17 protein-coding genes are annotated in these 20,458 nt (G+C 42.7%); 13 read left to right on the plus strand and 4 right to left on the minus strand.

Annotation, left to right across the window (positions count from 1 at the left end; genetic code table 11):
• Positions 1-79 precede the first annotated feature (79 nt).
• Together ffh and JZ787_RS03930 are read left to right on the plus strand one after the other, a co-directional pair.
• Positions 80-1,486 (plus strand): signal recognition particle protein, encoded by a 1,407-nt coding sequence (ffh, locus tag JZ787_RS03925; RefSeq protein WP_010327404.1) that lies wholly within the window; start codon positions 80-82, stop codon positions 1,484-1,486.
• Between the two features lie 180 nt (positions 1,487-1,666).
• Positions 1,667-2,266: an alpha/beta hydrolase gene (locus JZ787_RS03930; RefSeq protein WP_168158239.1), complete on the plus strand. Its 600-nt coding sequence runs from the start codon at positions 1,667-1,669 to the stop codon at positions 2,264-2,266.
• Here JZ787_RS03930 and JZ787_RS03935 read toward each other — a convergent pair.
• Both JZ787_RS03935 and JZ787_RS03940 read right to left on the minus strand, forming a co-directional pair.
• A complete protein-coding gene (locus JZ787_RS03935) occupies positions 2,257-2,988 on the minus strand; it encodes a type III pantothenate kinase (protein WP_218289063.1) in 732 nt (243 codons plus the stop codon). The two genes, JZ787_RS03930 and JZ787_RS03935, sit on opposite strands and share 10 nt — an antisense overlap.
• 16 nt (positions 2,989-3,004) lie before the next feature.
• Complete coding sequence (locus JZ787_RS03940; RefSeq protein WP_346311904.1) at positions 3,005-3,760, minus strand: biotin--[acetyl-CoA-carboxylase] ligase; 756 nt, start codon at positions 3,758-3,760, stop codon at positions 3,005-3,007.
• A 28-nt stretch (positions 3,761-3,788) separates the two neighbouring features.
• Here JZ787_RS03940 and JZ787_RS03945 point away from each other — a divergent pair, with 28 nt between their 5' ends.
• From JZ787_RS03945 to ligA, 5 genes are all read left to right on the plus strand, one after another.
• Entirely contained in the window at positions 3,789-4,592 is an 804-nt protein-coding gene (locus tag JZ787_RS03945) for a sulfite exporter TauE/SafE family protein (RefSeq protein WP_094148232.1), read from the plus strand.
• Positions 4,593-4,751: 159 nt separating this feature from the next.
• Entirely contained in the window at positions 4,752-5,447 is a 696-nt protein-coding gene (locus JZ787_RS03950) for a GntR family transcriptional regulator (RefSeq protein WP_004983028.1), read from the plus strand.
• Positions 5,448-5,457: 10 nt separating this feature from the next.
• Entirely contained in the window at positions 5,458-8,910 is a 3,453-nt protein-coding gene (smc, locus tag JZ787_RS03955) for a chromosome segregation protein SMC (protein WP_346311905.1), read from the plus strand.
• A gap of 4 nt (positions 8,911-8,914) precedes the next feature.
• On the plus strand, positions 8,915-9,910 hold the full coding sequence (locus tag JZ787_RS03960; protein WP_346311719.1) for a cell division protein ZipA C-terminal FtsZ-binding domain-containing protein: 996 nt from the start codon (positions 8,915-8,917) through the stop codon (positions 9,908-9,910).
• Between the two features lie 94 nt (positions 9,911-10,004).
• Positions 10,005-12,044 carry an NAD-dependent DNA ligase LigA gene (gene ligA, locus JZ787_RS03965; RefSeq protein WP_346311720.1) on the plus strand — a complete coding sequence of 680 codons (2,040 nt, stop codon included), beginning with the start codon at positions 10,005-10,007 and terminating at the stop codon, positions 12,042-12,044.
• 276 nt (positions 12,045-12,320) lie between these two features.
• Here the strand turns inward: ligA and JZ787_RS03970 are convergent, their stop codons facing one another.
• Entirely contained in the window at positions 12,321-13,388 is a 1,068-nt protein-coding gene (locus JZ787_RS03970; protein ID WP_346311721.1) for an aldehyde reductase, read from the minus strand.
• 274 nt (positions 13,389-13,662) lie between these two features.
• Between JZ787_RS03970 and JZ787_RS03975 the strand changes: the two genes are divergently transcribed.
• The 5 genes from JZ787_RS03975 to bfr all read left to right on the plus strand — a co-directional run bounded on the left by JZ787_RS03975 (position 13,663) and on the right by bfr (position 18,797).
• Entirely contained in the window at positions 13,663-15,804 is a 2,142-nt protein-coding gene (locus JZ787_RS03975) for a TonB-dependent receptor (RefSeq protein ID WP_346311722.1), read from the plus strand.
• Positions 15,805-15,878: 74 nt separating this feature from the next.
• On the plus strand, positions 15,879-16,169 hold the full coding sequence (locus JZ787_RS03980) for a hypothetical protein (RefSeq protein WP_346311723.1): 291 nt from the start codon (positions 15,879-15,881) through the stop codon (positions 16,167-16,169).
• Positions 16,135-16,428 carry a hypothetical protein gene (locus tag JZ787_RS03985; RefSeq protein WP_004983007.1) on the plus strand — a complete coding sequence of 98 codons (294 nt, stop codon included), beginning with the start codon at positions 16,135-16,137 and terminating at the stop codon, positions 16,426-16,428. Before JZ787_RS03980 ends, JZ787_RS03985 begins: the two co-directional genes overlap by 35 nt.
• A gap of 3 nt (positions 16,429-16,431) precedes the next feature.
• The gene (locus JZ787_RS03990; protein WP_346311724.1) at positions 16,432-18,063 is read left to right on the plus strand and encodes a PepSY-associated TM helix domain-containing protein; all 1,632 of its coding nucleotides are present in this window, start codon (positions 16,432-16,434) and stop codon (positions 18,061-18,063) included.
• 269 nt (positions 18,064-18,332) lie between these two features.
• Positions 18,333-18,797 carry a bacterioferritin gene (bfr, locus tag JZ787_RS03995; RefSeq protein ID WP_004695301.1) on the plus strand — a complete coding sequence of 155 codons (465 nt, stop codon included), beginning with the start codon at positions 18,333-18,335 and terminating at the stop codon, positions 18,795-18,797.
• 101 nt (positions 18,798-18,898) lie between these two features.
• Here bfr and JZ787_RS04000 read toward each other — a convergent pair whose 3' ends face one another.
• Entirely contained in the window at positions 18,899-19,468 is a 570-nt protein-coding gene (locus tag JZ787_RS04000) for a peroxiredoxin (protein ID WP_168158228.1), read from the minus strand.
• Positions 19,469-19,622: 154 nt separating this feature from the next.
• Between JZ787_RS04000 and JZ787_RS04005 the strand changes: the two genes are divergently transcribed.
• Entirely contained in the window at positions 19,623-20,369 is a 747-nt protein-coding gene (locus JZ787_RS04005; RefSeq protein ID WP_346311725.1) for a hydrolase, read from the plus strand.
• Positions 20,370-20,458: the final 89 nt, after the last annotated feature.

The raw sequence follows: 20,458 nt of genomic DNA on the forward strand, positions 1-20,458 counted from the left end.
ATCCTATAGCATTCTATGCATAAATTTTCTATTTTAAGAAAGATTTTTTTGCAACTAGCAATTTTAAGCGGATTTTGCAATGTTTGATACCTTAACGGAACGACTCACGCAGAGTTTAAGAAATGTTACTGGCTCTGGGCAGCTAACCGAAGACAATATTAAAGATACCCTACGTGAAGTACGTATGGCACTTCTTGAAGCCGATGTTGCACTTCCTGTAACTCGTGAATTTATCGCGAAAGTTAAGGAAGAGGCGTTGGGTCAAGAAGTCATGACTCAATTATCGCCGGGCCAAGCATTTGTTAAAATCGTGCATGACGAATTAACAAAAATGATGGGCGAGGCAAATGAAAGCCTTGATCTTGCAGCAAAACCTCCTGTTGTGGTCCTACTTGCAGGCTTACAAGGTGCAGGTAAAACAACAACGGCTGCAAAACTTGCTCGCTTCTTACAAGAACGCCAAAAGAAAAAAGTAGCGATGGTATCTGCCGATGTTTACCGTCCAGCAGCAATTAAACAGCTACAAACCGTTGCAGGTGAAGTAGGCGCGATTTTCTTTGAATCGAGTGCTGATGAAAAACCGATTACCATTGCAACGCGTGCAATTGAACAAGCCAAAATTCAGTTTGCGGATGTCTTGATTGTCGATACAGCAGGTCGTCTACACGTAGACGATGAAATGATGGACGAGATCAAAGAACTTCACGCGGCGATTAAGCCAACTGAAACTTTGTTCGTGGTCGATGCAATGACCGGTCAGGATGCGGCAAATACAGCCAAAGCCTTCAATGATGCACTGCCATTAACAGGTGTGATTCTGACCAAAACTGATGGTGATGCGCGCGGTGGTGCGGCGCTTTCAGTACGTGCAATCACAGGTAAGCCAATCAAATTCTTAGGCATGGGTGAAAAGCTCGATGCCTTAGAGCCATTCCATCCTGAACGTGTTGCACAGCGTATCTTGGGTATGGGTGACGTACTTTCTTTGGTCGAAGAGCTTGAGCGTAAAGTCGACAAAGAAAAAGCCGAAAAAATGGCGAAAAAACTGCAAAAAGGCGGCAGCTTCAACTTTGAAGATATGCTAATGCAGTTTGAGCAAATGAATAAAATGGGCGGCATGATGGGCTTCTTGGATAAGTTGCCTGGCATGAGCAATGCAGGGATTCAAGATGCGTTGGCGCAAGCGAACCCTGAAAAGCAAGTGAAAAAGATGGAAGCGATTATCCAATCGATGACCATCAAAGAGCGTCGTAACCCAGACCTGATGAACCCAAGCCGTAAAAAGCGTATTGCAGCAGGCTGTGGTATGGATGTCGTTGAAGTCAATAAATTGATTAAACAACATGCGCAAATGGCGAAAATGATGAAGAAATTTGCCAATCCATCGGGTATGGCAAAAATGATGAAATCATTAAGCGGTATGCAAAAACAGTTTGGTGGTGGCGGCGGAATGGGACCATTATTTGGTGGGAACGATAAGAAGTAATCTGCTTCTTACCATTTCAGAAAAAGGCGCGTTGAGCGCCTTTTTTTATGTTGTTTTGTGAGTCATGGAAAATATTATGTGTATTTTCAATACCCTCAATCAATAACAAAAACGCACTGTTTATGGCTTGAAAGTTGCGTAAAATTTATTCTTTTCAAACATTATAATAAGAAGTTGAAAATGAATGGATCAAAACAACATATCTATATTGTGCATGGCTATCAAGCATCGCCCAATGACCATTGGTTTCCGTGGCTAAGTCAAAAACTCAGCCAGATGGATCTGCATGCTGAAGTAAAACGTTTAGTGCTCCCGCATAGTGATGCACCACATTTCGAAGAATGGCAACAGGCTTTAGCCCTGCAAATGACCACTTTGGATGAAAATACCATCATCATTGCGCATAGTTTGGGGTGTCTAGCGACTTTACATTATCTGAGTAGTAAATTGCGTGAACGTCGAATCAAAGCGATCTTCTGTATTGCGGGCTTTAAAGCGGCTTTAACAACCTTACCTGAGTTAAGTGGCTTTATTGCGCAAGCGAAGTTGGACAGCGGTATACTCCACTCTCACATCGCTTCACGTGTGGTGATGTTTTCCAATAATGACCCTTATGTTCCACCTCCTTTGGCACTTACCTTTGGGCACTTCTTGAGTGCAGAAGTACTGGAGGTGAAACGTGCAGGGCATTTTATGCGTGAAAATGGCTATGCTGAATTTGAGCTACTGCTGAATACTTTAAAACCCCTTTTACAACAGCAGGCGGTGGCTCAGAGTTGATGCTGAATATAATATTGCAGCCCTTTAAGTAATAAATCATTTTCAATGCATGGTGCATACTCTGCCAAATAGCGCGCAAATACAGGTGCATCACCGCCAGTTAAAATCAGTTGGCGTGGAGACTGTTGCAAGACTTTTTCAATGGTACTGACCAAGCCGAGTAAAATCCCATGATGCACTGCGTCGATGGTATTACGACCGGGACCTAGTTCATCAAAAGCCGCATCTGGAATTTTAATGCCTTTGGTGTTTTGGATCAGCGAGTCTCTTTGTAAGTAGAGGTTGGGTAAAATATAGCCGCCCAAATGCTGTAAACCATCCGCCAAGTCGATGGTTAGCGCCGTGCCACAACTAATGACACAATAGTTCTGCTCAGGATCACGTGCGACGGCCAACACTTGCAACCAACGGTCAATTCCGAGTTGTTCTGGATGTTCATAACCACACTGTAAGCCAGCATAGTTGGCTTGGACTTGAGCAAAGGTGATCGGCACATTTAAACTTTTTAAAAGTCTACGGATTCGGTCATTATTTTTTTTGTCCTGAACCGAAGAAACACCAATCTGTTGGATGTTTAAGTTTTTAAAATGCTGAATCAGACCTAAAAGCAAATCGGCAGGGGACTGTAAATGTAACTCAGCCCCTTGTTCCAAAATTTGATCTTCCTGCGTAATCCAATACTTCAGACGAGTATTACCAATATCTAACCATAAATTTTTCATGATGATGCTCAATCATTTAAACAGGAATCATTGGGCGTAAACGGCCTTGATAAAAGTTTTCAACACCATGAGCGGTCTGAATTTGTACCGCACCATCATCTTGAATGCCTAAGAATTGGCCTTGAGACAGACCTTTCATATGTTCAAATTCAACTTGTTGCTGCATAAATGCTGCGTAATGATTGAAACGAGACGCCAAATTTGCACTGTTATGGGTGAACCATAGGCCTGCCTGTTGAATCGCTAGATATAGTTCCGCCATTAAGCGAATGCGATCTGCTTGGGCTAAACCCAGCTGTTCAAGTGAGCTGGTGGCTTGATCAAGCTGAGTATCTTCGACTTGGTTGATATTGATGCCTACCCCAATAATCGCTTGGTGGCTCGACAGTGGTTCAACTAAAATTCCGCCCCATTTACCTTGAGCACTGTAAAGGTCATTTGGCCATTTCACTTGCAGAGCAAGGCCTTGAAAACTCGGCATTTGCAAGATATTTAACGCAATTTCTAAAGCCAAGCGCCCATCTATAGGTGTTTTGGTCTGTAGCAATGTGCTTAAATAGATGTTTCCTTCAGGAGAAACCCATTGTCGTTGACGCTGTCCACGACCTTGAGTTTGTCGTGTACTGCAGACCAAAACGCTCTGAATCCCTTTTTGCGCAATTTCACGCACATCATCATTGGTGGATGTGGTAACTGGCTTAAGCAATAAAACTTCAGGAAGTTGCTGTGCTTCAGCGAGAAGCTGTTGTAATTGGCGTGTCTCTAAATCCATATGAATCTGAGAAAAGTGAAAAATGATCATGGAGTTAATCATATATTTACTGATTGGCGCAATCGCTGGTTTTGCTGCGGGGCTATTTGGGGTCGGTGGTGGACTCATTATCATCCCGATTTTATATGTGGTGTTTACTCATCTGAACTATGACCCGAGTGTCATTATGCATATGGCGGTTGGCACATCACTAGCTACGATTATTGTCACGTCAATGAGTTCAGTGAGTGCGCATCATAAACGCGGGGCAGTGTTATGGTCTGTGTTTCGCAATTTGGCTCCAGGTTTAGTCATGGGTGCTTTTTTAGGTGCGGGCATTGCAGACTATATGTCGGGACATGGCTTACAACTGCTGATCGGTTTTTTTGCGGTATGGGTGGCGTACAAAATGTTTAGTGGCGCACATGTTGAGGTCGATCCTTCGCGTCAGTTACCCTCTACGGGTAAACAGTTATTCGTCGGTGCAGGCATTGGTGTGGCTTCTGCGATCTTTGGCATTGGTGGGGGAAGTTTGACGGTGCCGTACTTAAACCGTCATGGTGTGGTTATGCAAAAAGCGGTGGCGACGTCTGCGGCTTGTGGCTTACCAATTGCAGTGGCTGGAGCTTTAGGTTTTATGTGGTTCGGGCATCGGGCTGAAGTGAATGTACCGAATACCATTGGTTATATTCATGTCTATGCATTTTTCGGGATTGCGGTCATGAGTTTTATCACTGCCAAGTTTGGGGCAAAAGTGGCGCATCGTTTATCGCCTGCGATGTTGAAAAAGTGTTTTGCGGGGTTGTTGGTGGTGGTCGGTTTATATTTTATTTATCAAGGTTTTAGTTCTTAATTTCTTTGACAATGTTGTGTGCGTTGCTGTTGATTGGCATTATAGACGGTAAAATTGTTAGACAATGACATAGTGTTTAGCGTTTAAGATCGGGTAAAACCTAAAAATAGGTCACTAAAGACCATGGATTGCATCTTATAAAAACAAGTTAGGAACAGTATGCAAGCACATGATACAGAGAGTTTGTCCGAACAAATTGCCAAGCACATCAGTGAACAAATCATTCGCGGTGAGTTGGTCGAAGGTGAGCGCATACAAGAATTACGTATTGCCGCTGAACTGGATGTGAGTCGCGGCTCGGTGCGTGAGGCCTTGTTACTGCTTGAACGCACACATCTGATTGAAATCTACCCCCGCCGTGGTGCCATCGTTTCTGAAATGTCGGCTCAGCAAGTGCGCGCCTTGTTTGACACCAGTAGTCTGCTGTTGGGGCAAATTGTGCAACGCATAGCGGAGACGTGGCGCAGCTATGAAGCGGAACGTTTACAGCTGTTATTGGATGAATTGGGGAATCAACTGAAACAGGGCAGTATCGAAAAATTTTATGATTTGATTTTTGAAGGATTGGCGCGGCAGCATGAAATGGTGGGCAATGCCTATTTGATGAAGTTTTACCAAGAACTGTTACCCTCGATACGTCGGAGCTATTTTTTAACCTTAAATACTTCGCGTAGAGAGTTACAAGAATCTTATGATTTATTTAAACTGGTGACTGATGCTGTTTTAATCAGAAAATCACAACAAGCTACTTTATTTATGGAAGATTTTTGTCGACACTTACGTAACTTGGTGTTGGAATCTCTGACCCGAATGAAACAAATTGAACTTGCGTGGGCGAGACGCTCACGACGTTAGTCAGGACATTATGCGTTTAAGCAGTTTAAAACTTTCCGGCTTCAAATCTTTTGCCGACAGTACCACATTACACTTTAAAGATAACCGAACGGCAGTGGTTGGGCCGAACGGTTGTGGTAAATCCAATGTGATCGATGCTATTCGCTGGGTCATGGGCGAATCCAGTGCGCGTCAGTTGCGTGGCGGTAGCATGCAGGATGTCATTTTTACAGGCACGGCAAAGCGCAAACCCGTCAGTGTCGCCAGTGTAGAACTGCGTTTTGACAACACTTATGGCAAGTTAGGCGGTAGCTATAATGCCTATACAGAACTGGCGGTCAAACGTCAGGTCAACCGCGATGGCAAGTCTGAATACTTTTTAAATGGTACCAAGTGCCGTCGTCGGGACATTACCGATATTTTCTTGGGCACAGGTTTAGGGCCACGTTCTTATTCGATTATTGAACAGGGCATGATCAACCGTTTGGTCGATGCAAAACCTGAAGAAATGCGGGTTTTTATTGAGGAAGCCGCAGGAGTTTCGCGTTATCAAGCACGTCGCCGTGAAACTTTATTACATTTGGATCACACCACGCAAAATTTATCGCGTTTAGAAGATATTGCCTCTGAATTAAGATCACAGTTAAAAACTTTAAAACGTCAGGCTGAAACCGCGATTCAGTACAAAACACTGGAAAGCCAAATTCGCACCATTAAAGTCGAAGTTTTATCTTTTCAATGCGAACAAAGCAGCCGTTTACAGCAAGAATATACGCTGCACATGAATGATTTAGGTGAGCAGTTTAAGCTGGTGCGTTCAGAGTTAACCACTTTAGAGCATGATTTGACTTCGACCAGTGAGCTATTTCAACGCCTGATTCAGCAGTCCACGCCGCTACAGAGTGAGTGGCAACAGGCAGAGAAAAAGCTGGCTGAGCTGAAAATGACTTTGGAACAAAAGCAGACACTGTTCCAGCAAAACACCACCACTTTGGTACAGCTTGAACAGCAGAAGGCGCAAACCAAAGAACGTATGCAACTGATCGAGCTGCAACTGGAAAGTTTGCACGAACAAAATGAGCTTCATACCGAACAGTTACAACAGCAAGAAAGTCAAAACCAACAGCAAAGCCAAGGTTTAACGGATTTAAAAGCACAGCAGCAACAGTTGCTTCAACAGTTTGAACAAGTCAAAAGTTTGGTTGAAAAACAGCAGCAACAAAAAACGCAAATGTTGGCGCAAAGTGAACAGTTGGCCAAAAACATTTTACGCTTTGAACAGCAAAAGCAAATTTTAGAGCAGCAAGCGGCGCAAATTCAAAACCAAAGCCAGTTGGATGCGATTGATCAACTGTTACATGCCAAGCAAGATGCTGAGGCACAGCAGTTACAACGTGAGCAAAGTATCATTGAGGTGCAGTTGCAGCTGGATGATTTGCGTATCCAACATCAAGCTGCTCAAACTGAGTTGAATCAGCACAAAGCAGATATACAGGTCTTAAGTGCCGAGCAGAAGCATCTCAAGCAGCTGTTGGTCAAAGTCAGTGCCTTAAAAAATAGTGATCATCCACAGTTGATGCATGTGCTGAAGCTTAAAGATGCGGCTAAAACCCATGCCGCGCTGGTCGAAAAATTCTTAGCCAAATGGCTTTCAGCGCACTGTTTGGACAACAGCGATGCATTCACCGATGCCGTTGCACGTCAGTTAACGCCTCAGCCGCATGTTGAACTGATCGAAATTGCAGGTTGCGATAGCCTAGCCAGTTGGGTTGAATCGCCACAATCCTCTTTGTGGCAGCAGGTGGGGGTGACCACCAACTTAAAACAAGCCTTGGCTCTGCAAAAGCAATTGAAAGATGGTCAGTCTCTTCTGAGTTTAGACGGTTATCATGTCGGCATGGACTGGGTGATTGGTTTGGATTATGACGAAGCGAGCCAAGCTGGACAGGGTGCGCTAAGTCATCGAATTCGTTTAGATGAAATTGAACAGACCCTTACTGAAAAAACGGGACTTCTGATTCAGCTTGAAACGAAAACTACCGAGCTTCGTACTCAAGTACAAGCGGTGGATGAGCAGTTAAAAGCGGATCAACAACTGTTGAAAAAAGAAGCTCAAGCGACGCAGCAGATTGATTTGAATATTGCCAAAGTGCAAAGTACTAACCAAGCTTTTGAAGTGCAAAAGCAACAATTGGCCAATCAACTGGCGCAGCTAGACAGTCAGCTTGAAGAAGATGCTATGCAAAAAGATGATCTAGAGATTGATTTGCATGCATTGAATATTAAGCTAGAGCAAAACTTGCCAAACTACAAAAGCATGCAGTTCCAAGTGGAGTCTTTGACTGAGCAACTGGATGATAGCCAGCAGCAGGCGCAGCAGGTTTGGCAAGCACTTGAAATGGTGCGTCGTCAGGCGGTGCAAACCACACAGCAGATTGAACTGTTAGAGAAAGACAGTACTTTCTTAAAAGCGCAGTATCAGCAAATATTGTCACAGATGGAGCAGGCCAAAAAGTTTATTAACCCTGTACAACTGGAGCTACCAGCCTTAGAAAGCCAGTTCAGCGAACAAGCACAGATCACTGAAAAACTGCAAAAAACATGGTCTGAATGGCAAGTTGAGCTGAATGCGGTGCAAGAACGTCAGCAAAGTTTGACCGAACACCGTCATCAACAGCAACAACAAGATGAAAAGCTAAGAACCCAGTTAGAAGAGAACCGTTTGGCGTGGCAAGCCGCAAAGTCAGACTTACAACATTATTCTGAACAGCTGAAAGAAATGAATGTTGAACCTATTGTGGGTTTGAGTATTGAGATCAGCAGTCATCAACAGATTTTGGAAAAAGCCCAGCAGCAGTTTGAGAAATTAGGCGCAGTCAATTTGGCGGCTTCAGAAGAATATGAAGAAGTATCAAAACGCTTTGAAGAGTTGAGTCATCAAATTCAAGATTTGGAAAATACCGTTGAGCAGTTGCGTGCTGCAATGAAAAGTATTGATCAAGAAACCCGTAAACTGTTCATGAGCACTTTTAATCGTGTCAATACCGAACTACAAGATCTGTTCCCTAAAGTTTTCAATGGCGGTGAAGCAAGTCTGACTTTGGAAGATGACTGGCAGTCTGGGGTTAAACTCATGGCCCGTCCGCCAGGTAAACGCAATAGTTCATTGGCGCTACTTTCAGGGGGAGAAAAAGCCCTGACAGCATTGGCCTTGGTGTTTGCAATTTTCCGTCTCAACCCATCGCCATTTTGTGTTTTGGATGAAGTTGATGCGCCTTTGGATGATGCGAACGTGGGAAGATTTTGTAATCTTGTAAAAGAGCTTTCTGAACAGGTGCAATTCATTTACATTACCCATAATAAACTCGCAATGACGATGGCGACCGACTTGTTAGGTGTTACGATGCCTGAACCGGGAACATCAAAATTAGTGACTGTAAATTTAGAACAGGCAAAAGAATACGGTTTAGTCGCGGAGGCCTAATAAGATGGAATACACAACAATTATTGGTATCGTCATAGCAGTGATCATTATGCTGTTTGGGGTTCGAATGATTTTTCGAAAGCCGGCAGATGCAGCGCCTTCACTTGAGTCCGCATTGCATATCGATGCGGACAGTCAAAAACCGATTATTCCGCGTCACGTACGTGACCAATTGCAGACGGCATCAGTTGAAGAGGCTGAACGTAAAGAGCCGACTTTAAACGAAAGCTCTGTAGAAGAGACACTGTCTGAAAAAGCCGAACCGAAAGCTTTGGATGCAGACAGTGTGCTCGAAAGCAGCAGTACTGAACCAAGTTTGGATGCGTCAGCTGAGGTAGAAAATAAAACAGTAGACTCAGTCGCTCCTGAAAATGCTGTAGCAGATGCAGCGGAATTAACGACTGAAAGCGCAAGCTCCTCGCTTGTTGATGACCAAGCAAAAGCGGATAAAGCTGAATTTAGTTTAAATGCCAATGTCGAAAAAGCCGAAATTTCAGAGTTTGACGATGAAAGCAGCATTTTAGATGCACATTTGTATGAGCAAAAAATTGTCGATGATGAAAGTGCCTTAGCCACAGCAGAGTCGTTTATTGCCCTGAATGTTTATCCTGAACGTCGTGCATTATCTGGTGAGAAAACTTTAAAAGTTTTAATGAAGTATGGTTTACGTTTTGGCGAAATGTCTTGTTTCCATCGCTATAACGAAGATGGAACCAAGTTACTGTTCTCTGTGTTGCAAATTACTGATACAGGCATGGATGGTTTTGACTTGGAAAATCTGTCGACCGATCCAATTAAAGGCTTGGCATTTTTCTTGGCTTTACCACACCGCGATGTCCAAAATGCCTTTGACACCATGGACAGTATTTCACGTTTAATTGCTCGTGAAATCGATGGAACAGTTTATGACCAAAACAACCAAGAGTTCACGCCACAACTGCGTGAGCATTGGCGCCACTTGGCGATTGATTACCGTGCTGGACAAGCAATCGACGCTTAATCTGATTGAAAGCAGCGGTAACGATTTCTATAATAGACAGTAGAAATACAATTTTTAGGGCGGAACAAAGACCGCCCTTTTTTATGGTGAAATTATGACTCAAACTTCGACTGTCGTTGCGCAAATGCGTCAACTGATCCAAATTTTGGCACAGCATAATCATGCTTATTATGTGATGGATCAGCCGACCATTTTAGACAGTGAATATGATCAGCTCTTTCATCAACTGAAAGCTTTAGAAGAACAATACCCTGAGTATATTCAGCCAGATAGCCCGATCAATAAAGTCGGTGGTAAACCTTTGGCGAAGTTTACGAGCGTGACCCATGTGGTACCGATGCTGTCTTTAGGCAATGTGTTTAATCAAGAAGAACTCTTTGCCTTTGCACGCCGTGCAGAAGAACGGTTGCCGAATCAAACGATTCAATATGATGTCGAACTGAAGTTTGATGGCCTTGCTATTTCACTGTGGTATGAACAGGGTGTGCTGGTGCGTGGGGTGACACGTGGTGATGGTGAAACAGGGGAAGACATTACTCAAAATGTCAAAACCATTCGGAACTTGCCGAAGGTATTGAGTACAGATCAGGGAGAAGTACCTACGCTACTGGAAGTTCGTGGCGAAGTTTTGATGCCAAAAGCAGGCTTTGAAAAGCTCAATGCCGAAAACGAAGCTAAAGGTGAGAAGACTTTTGCCAACCCACGTAATGCCGCAGCTGGCAGTCTACGTCAGTTAGACCCAAATATTGCGGCTTCGCGTCCACTCGCATTTTATGCTTATGGTATTGCGCAGTGTGAACCGAACCATGGTCAAAGTACCATGTCGGAAAGTCTAGAGTGGTTACAACAGTTTGGTTTTGCAGTTGGTGAGCGTCATTTTGTCTGCGATAGTATTCAAGAAGTTCAAGCGGTTTATGAGCAAATCAATGCGGAACGACCACAATTAAGTGTGGAAATTGATGGCATGGTGATTAAGGTCAACAGTCTCAAACAGCAGCAACAGCTCGGGTTTTTAAGTCGAGAACCGCGTTGGGCAACGGCTTATAAATTCCCTGCGGTGGCTGCGCTCACCACGGTTGAAAATATTGACTGGCAAGTGGGGCGTACAGGTACACTCACACCTGTGGCGCGTTTGAATCCTGTTGCTGTGGGCGGCGTGACTGTTTCAAATGTGACCTTGCATAATATTGGAGAAATCCACCGCCTAGATGTGCGAATTGGCGATACTGTCAGTGTTTACCGTAGTGGTGATGTGATTCCCAAAGTGGAAAAAGTGTGGCCTGAGTTCCGTCCTGTTGATGCGACTGAAGTTGAACTCCCGAGCCAATGTCCCGTGTGTGAATCGCCAGTGGTGATGCCTGAAGGTGAAGCCTTAGCACGTTGCTCAGGTGGTTTGTATTGTGCCGCACAGCGTATTGAGGCGATTCGCCACTTCGTGTCACGTAAAGCTCTTGATATCGAAGGGTTGGGCGATCGTTGGGTCGAATCATTGTTACATCTTGATCTGCTTAAAGATGTGGCTGATATTTATCACCTACACGAGCACCGAGAAAAGCTATTAACCATTGAAAAAATGGGTGAGAAGTCCGTTCAGAACTTGATTGATTCGATTGAAAATAGTAAGAAAACCACTTTGGCTGCATTTATTTATGCACTAGGGATTCGTGGAGTGGGTGAAACCACAGCACGTATGTTGGCCAATACTTTCCAAACTTTAGATGCGCTACGTGTCGCAGACATTGAAGCTTTAAAGAAAACTCCAGATGTGGGGGATATCACGGCGGAGTGGATTGTCGACTTTTTCCAAGCGCCGCATAATCTTGAAGTTTTAGACCGATTATTGGCGGCAGGTATTCACTGGGATGCACCTGTGGCACCAAGTCGCCAGCCTCTAAATGGAGAAAGTTGGGTCGTGACGGGTACACTCAGTACGATGGGGCGTGATGAAGCAACACAGCTCCTACAAGCACTGGGCGCACGTGTCAGTGGTAGTGTGTCGAGTAAAACCAAGTGTGTTGTTGCAGGTGAAAAAGCAGGTTCAAAGCTGGATAAAGCGGAGAAACTTGGGATTGCTGTGATCAATGAAGCTGAGTTTATTCAACTGATGAAAGATTATGGTCAGTTAGAGGCTTAGATTTTTAACTTATTTATAATCAGAAATATGATACTTGGGCACGTCATCTGCAACCTGCGTGGTGTAAGTAAGATAGTGTTTCTGCGACATATTTCTGATACATCAAAAAGTGGTCAGGTTTTGCAGATGACAATGGTTTTGCCTACTTTTGCCGAAACAAAAGTAGGGCTAGCTGCAGGCTAATGATGAAATGGGGGGAGAGCTTGATAAGACTCCGCCAAGATCATTTCCTCAATAAGTTGGAGAAATATTTAAGTCAAAATTAGGTTGTTTATTTCAAGGAATATATTGCTTAATGACACCGTCATCGAGCAATTGTTGAAAGTGCTCAACCAAGCTTTCTTTGACATCTCGATACTCTAAACCCAATTCTTTTTGGCTCTTGTTCGCATCAAAATAAATCGGATAACCCATATTCAACTCAACAAACTCGCGGCTAAAACCTATGAATGGACCAATCACCTTAAAAGCTGCTTTAGGAAGTTCATTTCGAGGAAATGGAAACTTCCAACCAAAATGTGCTTTAAGCAATTGACCGATTTCAAGCAAACTTAAAGTTCCACCACTTACAATGTAACGACCCGTTGCTTCTGGATTGAATGCTGCTTGTAAGTGCGCTTCAGCAACATCTTGAACATCGACCACACCATTCCACATAGGTGGGACACCAGCTAAAGTCAAACCATTGGTAAACTGTTGTAAGACCTCAATTGAGCCTGACTGTGTATTTGGGGTCAATGAACGACCAAAGACCAACGCAGGGTTAATGCATACCAACTGCCAACGATCTTGTACCTCAGCCATTTCCCATGCTTTACGCTCAGCCATCACTTTAGAATATGGATAAGGCTGATGCGTCTCAGAACTGCTGGTGTTCCAGTGACTTTCATCAAAAGTATTGTGGTCTGTTTTTAAAATATCAATGGCATCGCCATAGGTGGATGCAATACTCGAAGTGACAATGACGCGTTTAACGGATTCGGTTTCATTCACGGTGTTTAAGACATTTTCTGTACCCAAAACAGCAGGTTCAATGATGTCTTTCACCGCATCTTTATAGTTGGTAACGACGAAAGGAGAGGCCATATGAAAGACAATTTCACAACCTTGCATCGCTTCTTTAAAGGAATTGGGCTCGAGCAAATTGGCTTTAAATAGTTTCAGTGTTCCAGCACTGCTGTCTGCAATTTTAGATAAATGCGCGAAGCTTTTGGTTTTGTTCAAGTCACGTACAGTGGCATGAACAGTATACCCTTGGGTTAATAATTTTTGAATCACCCAACTGGCAATATAACCCGATGCACCTGTAACCAGTACCGGTGCTTGTGTTGCTAAGTTTGTCATAGATTACCCATTGTTGTTTTAAGTATTGGCTTAGTGTAAACGTGAATGCCATGAAAGTCTTTGCCTATGGGGTGAACAGGTGTCTGACTTATGCGTCATTTTATAATATTGCACCACACTGTATTGAAAATGAGCGAGTAAAACGTATTTTTTCGCAGTAAGCTTAAATTTGTATTTTAGATCAGATAGATAAGTCAAATGATAAAATACAATAAATAATGATAATTATTTTACATATAATAATGATTCTCATTAAAAATAAGTGTTGTTTAAAATGAAATCCTTCTCTAAGAAAATTCTTGCAAGCTCTGTTGGGCTTTTTATGATGGGTGGAGGCTGTTTACAGCTTGCTTTTGCAGAGGAGGTTTCAGTTTTACCTGCCTTAAAATCAGAAGCGCAATCACAACAAGGCTATGCCGATGGTAAATTGGCGAACGCGGCTGACTTGGGTGCTTTAGGGAATAAGTCAGCGATTGATACGCCATTTACGGTTTCTACTTATACAGAGCAACTGATTCGTGATCAACAAGCATCTACAGTGGGGGAAGTTTTAGAAAATGATGCCAGTATTCGTGCGACGACCAATCAAGGTCATTTAAACGAAAACTTCCAAATTCGTGGTTTTAGTGTCGGCTATGATGATATGGCTTATAACGGGTTATACGCTGTAGCTCCTATGGGACGTATACCAACAGATCTACTAGAATCGGTGACAGTATTGAAAGGGCCGAATGCTTTGGTTGCAGGTATGGCACCAGCAGGAAGCGTTGGCGGAGTAGTGATTGCGAATTCTAAACGTGCCGACCAAGATCTAACACGTATTTCGACGTCATTAGAAGATGAGAGTTATTATAAAACCAATGTAGATGTTTCTCGTCGTTTTGGTGACCAAAAACAATTTGGAGTTCGTGTAAACGGCACATATGGAGACGGTGAGCATCTTATTGAAGGTATGGATGACCGTTTAGCGCTTGGTTCGATTGCAGCGGACTATACGACCGATAAATTAAAACTAAACTTTGATGCTTATGCCATTCGTGAAAACCGTGATAATGGTTCACCTGCAATGGTCTCTATGCAAAAAACAGGCGTAGTTGCTACACCAAAGGGTGATAATAATTACTTTGATCAAATTCATGGGGAAACCTATAGCCGTTATGCGGGCTTAAATGGTGAATATAAATTCACTCCTGATACTAAGGTTTTTGCAGGTGTGGGTTATGTTGAAAAAGGTTATTCGGGGCATATTTTTGGTACGCGTATGATCTTGCAGAACAGTGCAGGTGATGCAACTTCGCAGTACTATCGAGTCGCATCTAAAGAAAATAACCTAAGTGGTAATACGGGTATTGAAACTAAATTCAATACAGGTGCCATTAAACATACCCTTGGGTTACGTGCAGATTATGTGCATCGCGAATACGATCAACACTCTCGTGCGACCAGTTCATCATTTACAACGAATCTTTATAATCCTAACTCGAACGGGACAATGCCAACGACCTATCCAACAGTTGTACCTTATGAAGATGATAAATTCATGAGTTATACCTTGACGGATCAAATTTCAATGTTGGATGACAAATTTCAGTTGATTTTGGGTGCTCGTTATCAAGATATGCAGTTAGAAAGTCTCACTACAGATGTGAAATACGATGAAAATAAGCTTTCACCAAGTTTAGGCATCGTAATCAAACCGTTTGGAGAAAATTTATCTTTCTATGCAAGTTATGTTGAAGGTTTATCAAAAGCAGACTCAGTAACTTCTACCGCGGATGTGAATGAAGGAAAACTGTTTAAGCCTTACGAAACGAAGCAATATGAAGTGGGGACGAAGTATCAAGCTGGTTCTTGGTTAAATAGCTTGGCACTTTATCAAATTGAAAAACCGACTCTGATCACAACAGCTTTGGCGACAGCGGTTAATGGTAATACACAGATCACTGAAGATGGTGGGGAAAGTCGATCACGTGGTATTGAATGGTCCTTCTCAGGGAATTTGACTGAGGACTTAAGTCTACTGGGAAGCATGGCTTATATTGATGCTGAGTATACAAAAGGTTCTACAAGCACCACTGATATTTCAGGCAATACGATTTATGGTGTGCCAGACTTTACTGCCTCATTAGGCTTGGATTATGCCGTACCTGTGGTAGATGGTTTAAATGTTAATGCTCGGGCTAACTATGTTAGTGAACAATATTTAGATAGTTTGAATACCTATAAACTTCCTGACTATACTATTCTCGATGTTGGTGCGCGCTATAAAACAAAACTGGGTGGTGTAAACACGACTTTCTTAGCCAATGTAGATAACGTGACTAATAAAAAATATTGGGAAGGTGTGTTCAACTCTTACTATGCAACGGTTGGTGGTGCACGTACCTATAAACTCGGCGTCACTTTCGATTTCTAATTTTTATGAACAGCCCATTGCGATGCAGTGGGCTTTTTTTATGTCTGAATGCTGTCTCATTTAAGTTGAACGCAATGATGAAGTTTCTCGGTTTACTCCTGTGCTGCGGTGGTTGTGTACTGCTGTATTTGACCCATCCTAATCAAACGGTTCTTAAACAGGCTGTGGCGAAAAAGTATCGTTGGGTCGGGTGGTTTACTTTTATTTTGGCATTGGTTCTTTTACTGGCGGTATTACCAAAACTGGTAGCGGTGTTGATGTGGTTGCTGATGCCATTGGTGTTGTGGTCAGCACTACCATTTATTCCTTTATTACATGGGGCTTTGACGCATGAGGTTACTACGCGATCAAAAGATACAACCTGACTGGTGGACGAAAAGCTTTGCAGGAGCAGTCCTTGGACTCAGCCTAGCTTTCGCTTTAGCTGCATTAATCACAATGTGGGGACTGCAATCTGAGTATCGTAGTCTTGCTCCACAGTTAGGTATGTGGTCGATTCCGTGGATTTGGTTACCACTCTTTTTCGTGGCCTATTTTATTCCACGTGGATGGCAGTCCATTGTGATTTATCTGTTTTTCAATATCGTGGCTTACACACTTGTGTTTTGGCTCAGAGGGGAATAGGGCATGAAGGTACGTACAGATATTCTCCGACTGGCCAAAGAGTTACATACATGGGTAGGAATTTGCGCAGGCATTCTCTTGTTCATTTGCTTTTTTGCAGGTGGGCTGAGTATGTTTCAGCATGATTTGAGTAAGTGGGCAACGCCACCGCAACAAAGTTTAAATACGGTTGAATTCCATCAGTACAACGATTTGGTGTCACAGGTACAGCAGCAGTATCCTGAAGCGCAAAAAAGTTTCCAGATCAATTTAAACTCCAAAGAGTTCCATTATGCCCCGATTCAGTGGCAACCTGTGCAAAGTCAAGCACATGATGATCATGCTTTCGATACCGATCAAAGCGCGATGTTAGCGACACTGAAACCAGATGGCACTCTACAGGTTGAACAAGAAAACTTATCCAAACTAGGTTGGTTGATTGAACAGCTGCATGAAACGGCAGGCATTCCGGGGATGCTTGGACACCATACACTCGGTGTTTATGTCATGGGTGTGGTATCGGTCTTATATTTTTTGGCGCTGATGACAGGCTTGATCGTTCTCTTGCCAACGTTGGTCAAAGACTATTTTGCGATACGACAAGGTAAGAACAAAAAACGTTTTTGGCTCGATGCGCATAATGTGATTGGCATTACCAGTTTACCGTTTCATATTTTGATTAGTGTGACGGTGATTGTTTTTGCATTTCATGATTTATTTTATGATGGCTTGGGGCAGTTGGTGTCCAAAGGCAAACCATTGTTTGAACGTCCCGCTGCGGTGCAGATTGTAGATCCAGTTCCTCAACTGGATGTTGAAAAAATACTCTTACAGGTACAGCAACAAGCACAGGGCTATGAGGTCTCGTCTGTAAGCTTTAACAATCTAGACCAACCCGCCAAGGCATCGGCACGCGTGAGTTTATACAGCCCTGACCAGATGTTACGTGGAGATAACTTCGACGTGATGTTTTTCAATCCTTACCAGCCCGCACCCTATAGTACAGACAATTTAAATACCCAAAGTTCTGGTCTAGATCAATTGATTCGATCGATGTTCAGTTTGCACTTTGGTAACTATGGCGGAGATTTTACCCGGTGGTTGTATTTGGCCTTGGGGCTGGGCGGAGCATTTTTATTTTACTCAGGTAATCTGTTATGGATTGAGTCTCGAGTGAAACGACAAAAAAATCCAAAGTTAGCACCACCTGCACAGCGTAAGGATGTGCAATTCATCGCAAACTTAACAATAGGGGCATGTTTGGGAACGGTCTTTGGCATTGTTATGAGTATGTTGATCGGGCGCTGGGCCTATGTACTCAGTCCTGAACTACACAGCATCAACGCATGGTTTATGTATATCTATTATGCGATTTTTATCTTCAGTTTAATGCTGAGCTTCGTACTGGGCGCAGCACGAGCATTACCAACGTTATTGCTGTCGATTGTGATTGTTTTACTGCTCATGCCTTTGACTTCTGCTATAGCACTGCTCTTACCTGAGATTGGGCTATGGTCATCTTCTTCCTCTTTATGGTGGGTTGACGTCTTTGCTATTCTTTTTGCAGGGTTATTTTTCCGTTTTTATCGCCAAGCTCAGGCCCGAGTCCAGTCCGCTGAAGTGGGTTCTCTTTGGTCCGTTGCACAAAAAAAATGAAAGAATGAATACCGTTCCAAGGCTGAAATAAGAAGCATTTTTAATGGTTACAAAATGAAGCACAGGGCGGTTCAAGCCTAAAAAGCCTTTGTAAAAGGGATGAAGTTTTGCAAAGGCTTCTTTTATAACTATTATTTTGATGATTCATACTGCAAATGCGTATGTTTCTCATTTTAATTTTATAAAAATCATAAGCTTACATAATTTATCTTTTGCAAAGTGAATTAAATGTGTCCATAATAGTTGCATTAGAGAATGGAGATTTTGAAATGCGTGGCAATCCTGAAGTCGTAGACTACTTAAATATGTTGATCGGTGGAGAATTGGCTGCACGCGATCAATATCTCATTCATTCACGTATGTATGAAGATTGGGGCTTAAGCAAAATCTTTGAACGTATTGATCATGAAATGCAAGAAGAAGCACAACATGCGGATGCGATTATTCGTCGTGTTTTGTTTTTGGAAGGCACACCGAATATGCAACGTGATGACGTTGAAATTGGTGAAGATGTGGTTTCATGCTTAAAAGCCGATTTAAAGCTTGAATATCATGTACGTGAAAAATTAGCACAAGGCGTAAAATTGTGTGAAGAAAAGGGTGATTACATTACCCGTGACATGTTACGTCAGCAAATGTCAGATACCGAAGAAGACCATACTTATTGGTTAGAAAAACAATTACGTTTAATTGAATTGATTGGTCTGCAAAACTACATTCAGTCTCAAATGTAAGAGATGCCAGCTACCAGTTTTATGTAAAGGTGGCATGTGTATTTACATACTGAGTAATCAAAAAGCCTTCGAATCAATGTCCGAAGGCTTTTTTGTATGGGTTATTTTTTAGAGAATTTTTGAATATCTGCCAATACTTGTCCCGCATGGGTTTGGGTATTTACACTGCTGTAGTGATAAACCACTGTACCTTGTGGGTCAATCAGAAAGGTTTCACGTTTCGCAATTTTCGCGATGCCTAAGTTCCGTACGATGCCGAGTTGATTTGCCAGTTGATGATTGTGATCAGCCAAAATAGGGAAATTCAGTCCCAACTTTTTAGAAAATTTTTGATGTGACTGTACATCGTCCAAACTCACGCCTAAGACCACCGCATTATTTTTGCTAAATTGTGGGTAGAGTGCTTTAAACTGATTGGCTTCTTGGGTGCAGCCCGGTGAGTCATCTTTCGGATAAAAATAGAGAACGACCCATTTGCCTTGATATTGTTTGAGCTCATGCCATTTGGAATTTTGATCTTGTAACTTAAAACTCGGTGCGGGCTTGCCTACCCATTGCTTTTGGTCTGATGAAGCGCTTGAAAAAGCTGGTGCTGCATAAGTGGCATTACTGATGGCACAGAAACTACCTAGCGAAAGTAAGCTAATCGTTGCCACTTGCATTATTTTCATGGTGTAGGCTGTCCAGAAATGTATTTCATTGATCTTAGCAAATTTTAAGGCACTAAAGTGCTGAGATTCTGGTGTCTAAATCTGAATTATTTGTTTAAATTTGCTGTTCATTCAAAGGGCTTGCTTTGCAACGGAGTCTGAGGTTTTATACTGTTTGAAATTTACAGTTTTAGAGTCTGCATTGAATCAACGTATTTTACTCATCACGGGCTGGGGTGGTGGGACCAAGTTACTACAACCTTTGGCTCATGCTTTGCAGCATAAAGGCCATTCGGTTGAGCTGATCAATATTTTTAATGGATTGGATACACAGGTGTTGCAGCAACATGCTGAACAAGCCAAAGATTTTGATGTCATTATAGGTTGGTCTTTGGGGGGGCAACTGGCAACTTTATTGGTCGCGGCTGTTGAACAGCAGTATCAACAGCAAAAAGTATTAATTACTCTGGCTTCAAATCCGTGCTTTGTGGCGCATGAAAACTGGCCAATCGCGATGCGTCCAGCAATATTTCAGAGCTTTAAACAATCCTTTGAAGCCGATGCGATTGCAACCTTAAAGAAATTTGGATTTATGGTATGCCAAGGGACGGCAACCACCAAGCAAGATTTTTTGCAGTTGCAAAGTTTGCTTCAGCCTCAGTCTTTAGATCTATTAAAACAGGGACTCAATTGCTTAGAGCATTTAAATACGGTTGAGATCTTACAAAATTATACTGGGCATCAACTCCATCTGCTGGCTAAACAAGATTTTTTAGTTAGCTACAAAGTCTTGGATAATTTAAAAGCTTTAGGTGCAAATTTTTTAGATGCGATGCTTTTAAGTGGTTCACATGGACTTCCAGTTTTTCATGCTGATGAAGTAACTGACAAAATCTGCCAATATTTACAAAAAATGGATTAAACAATTCGCTGAGTGGCGAATATCGCAATTTCTTTTTGATGCGCGCAGGTTTAAGATCAGTCAAATTGAAATTTTGCTGTAACTGTAGT

It is taken from the genome of Acinetobacter sp. BWR-L5, from assembly GCF_039655985.1.
GTDB classification, from domain to species: domain Bacteria; phylum Pseudomonadota; class Gammaproteobacteria; order Pseudomonadales; family Moraxellaceae; genus Acinetobacter; species Acinetobacter johnsonii.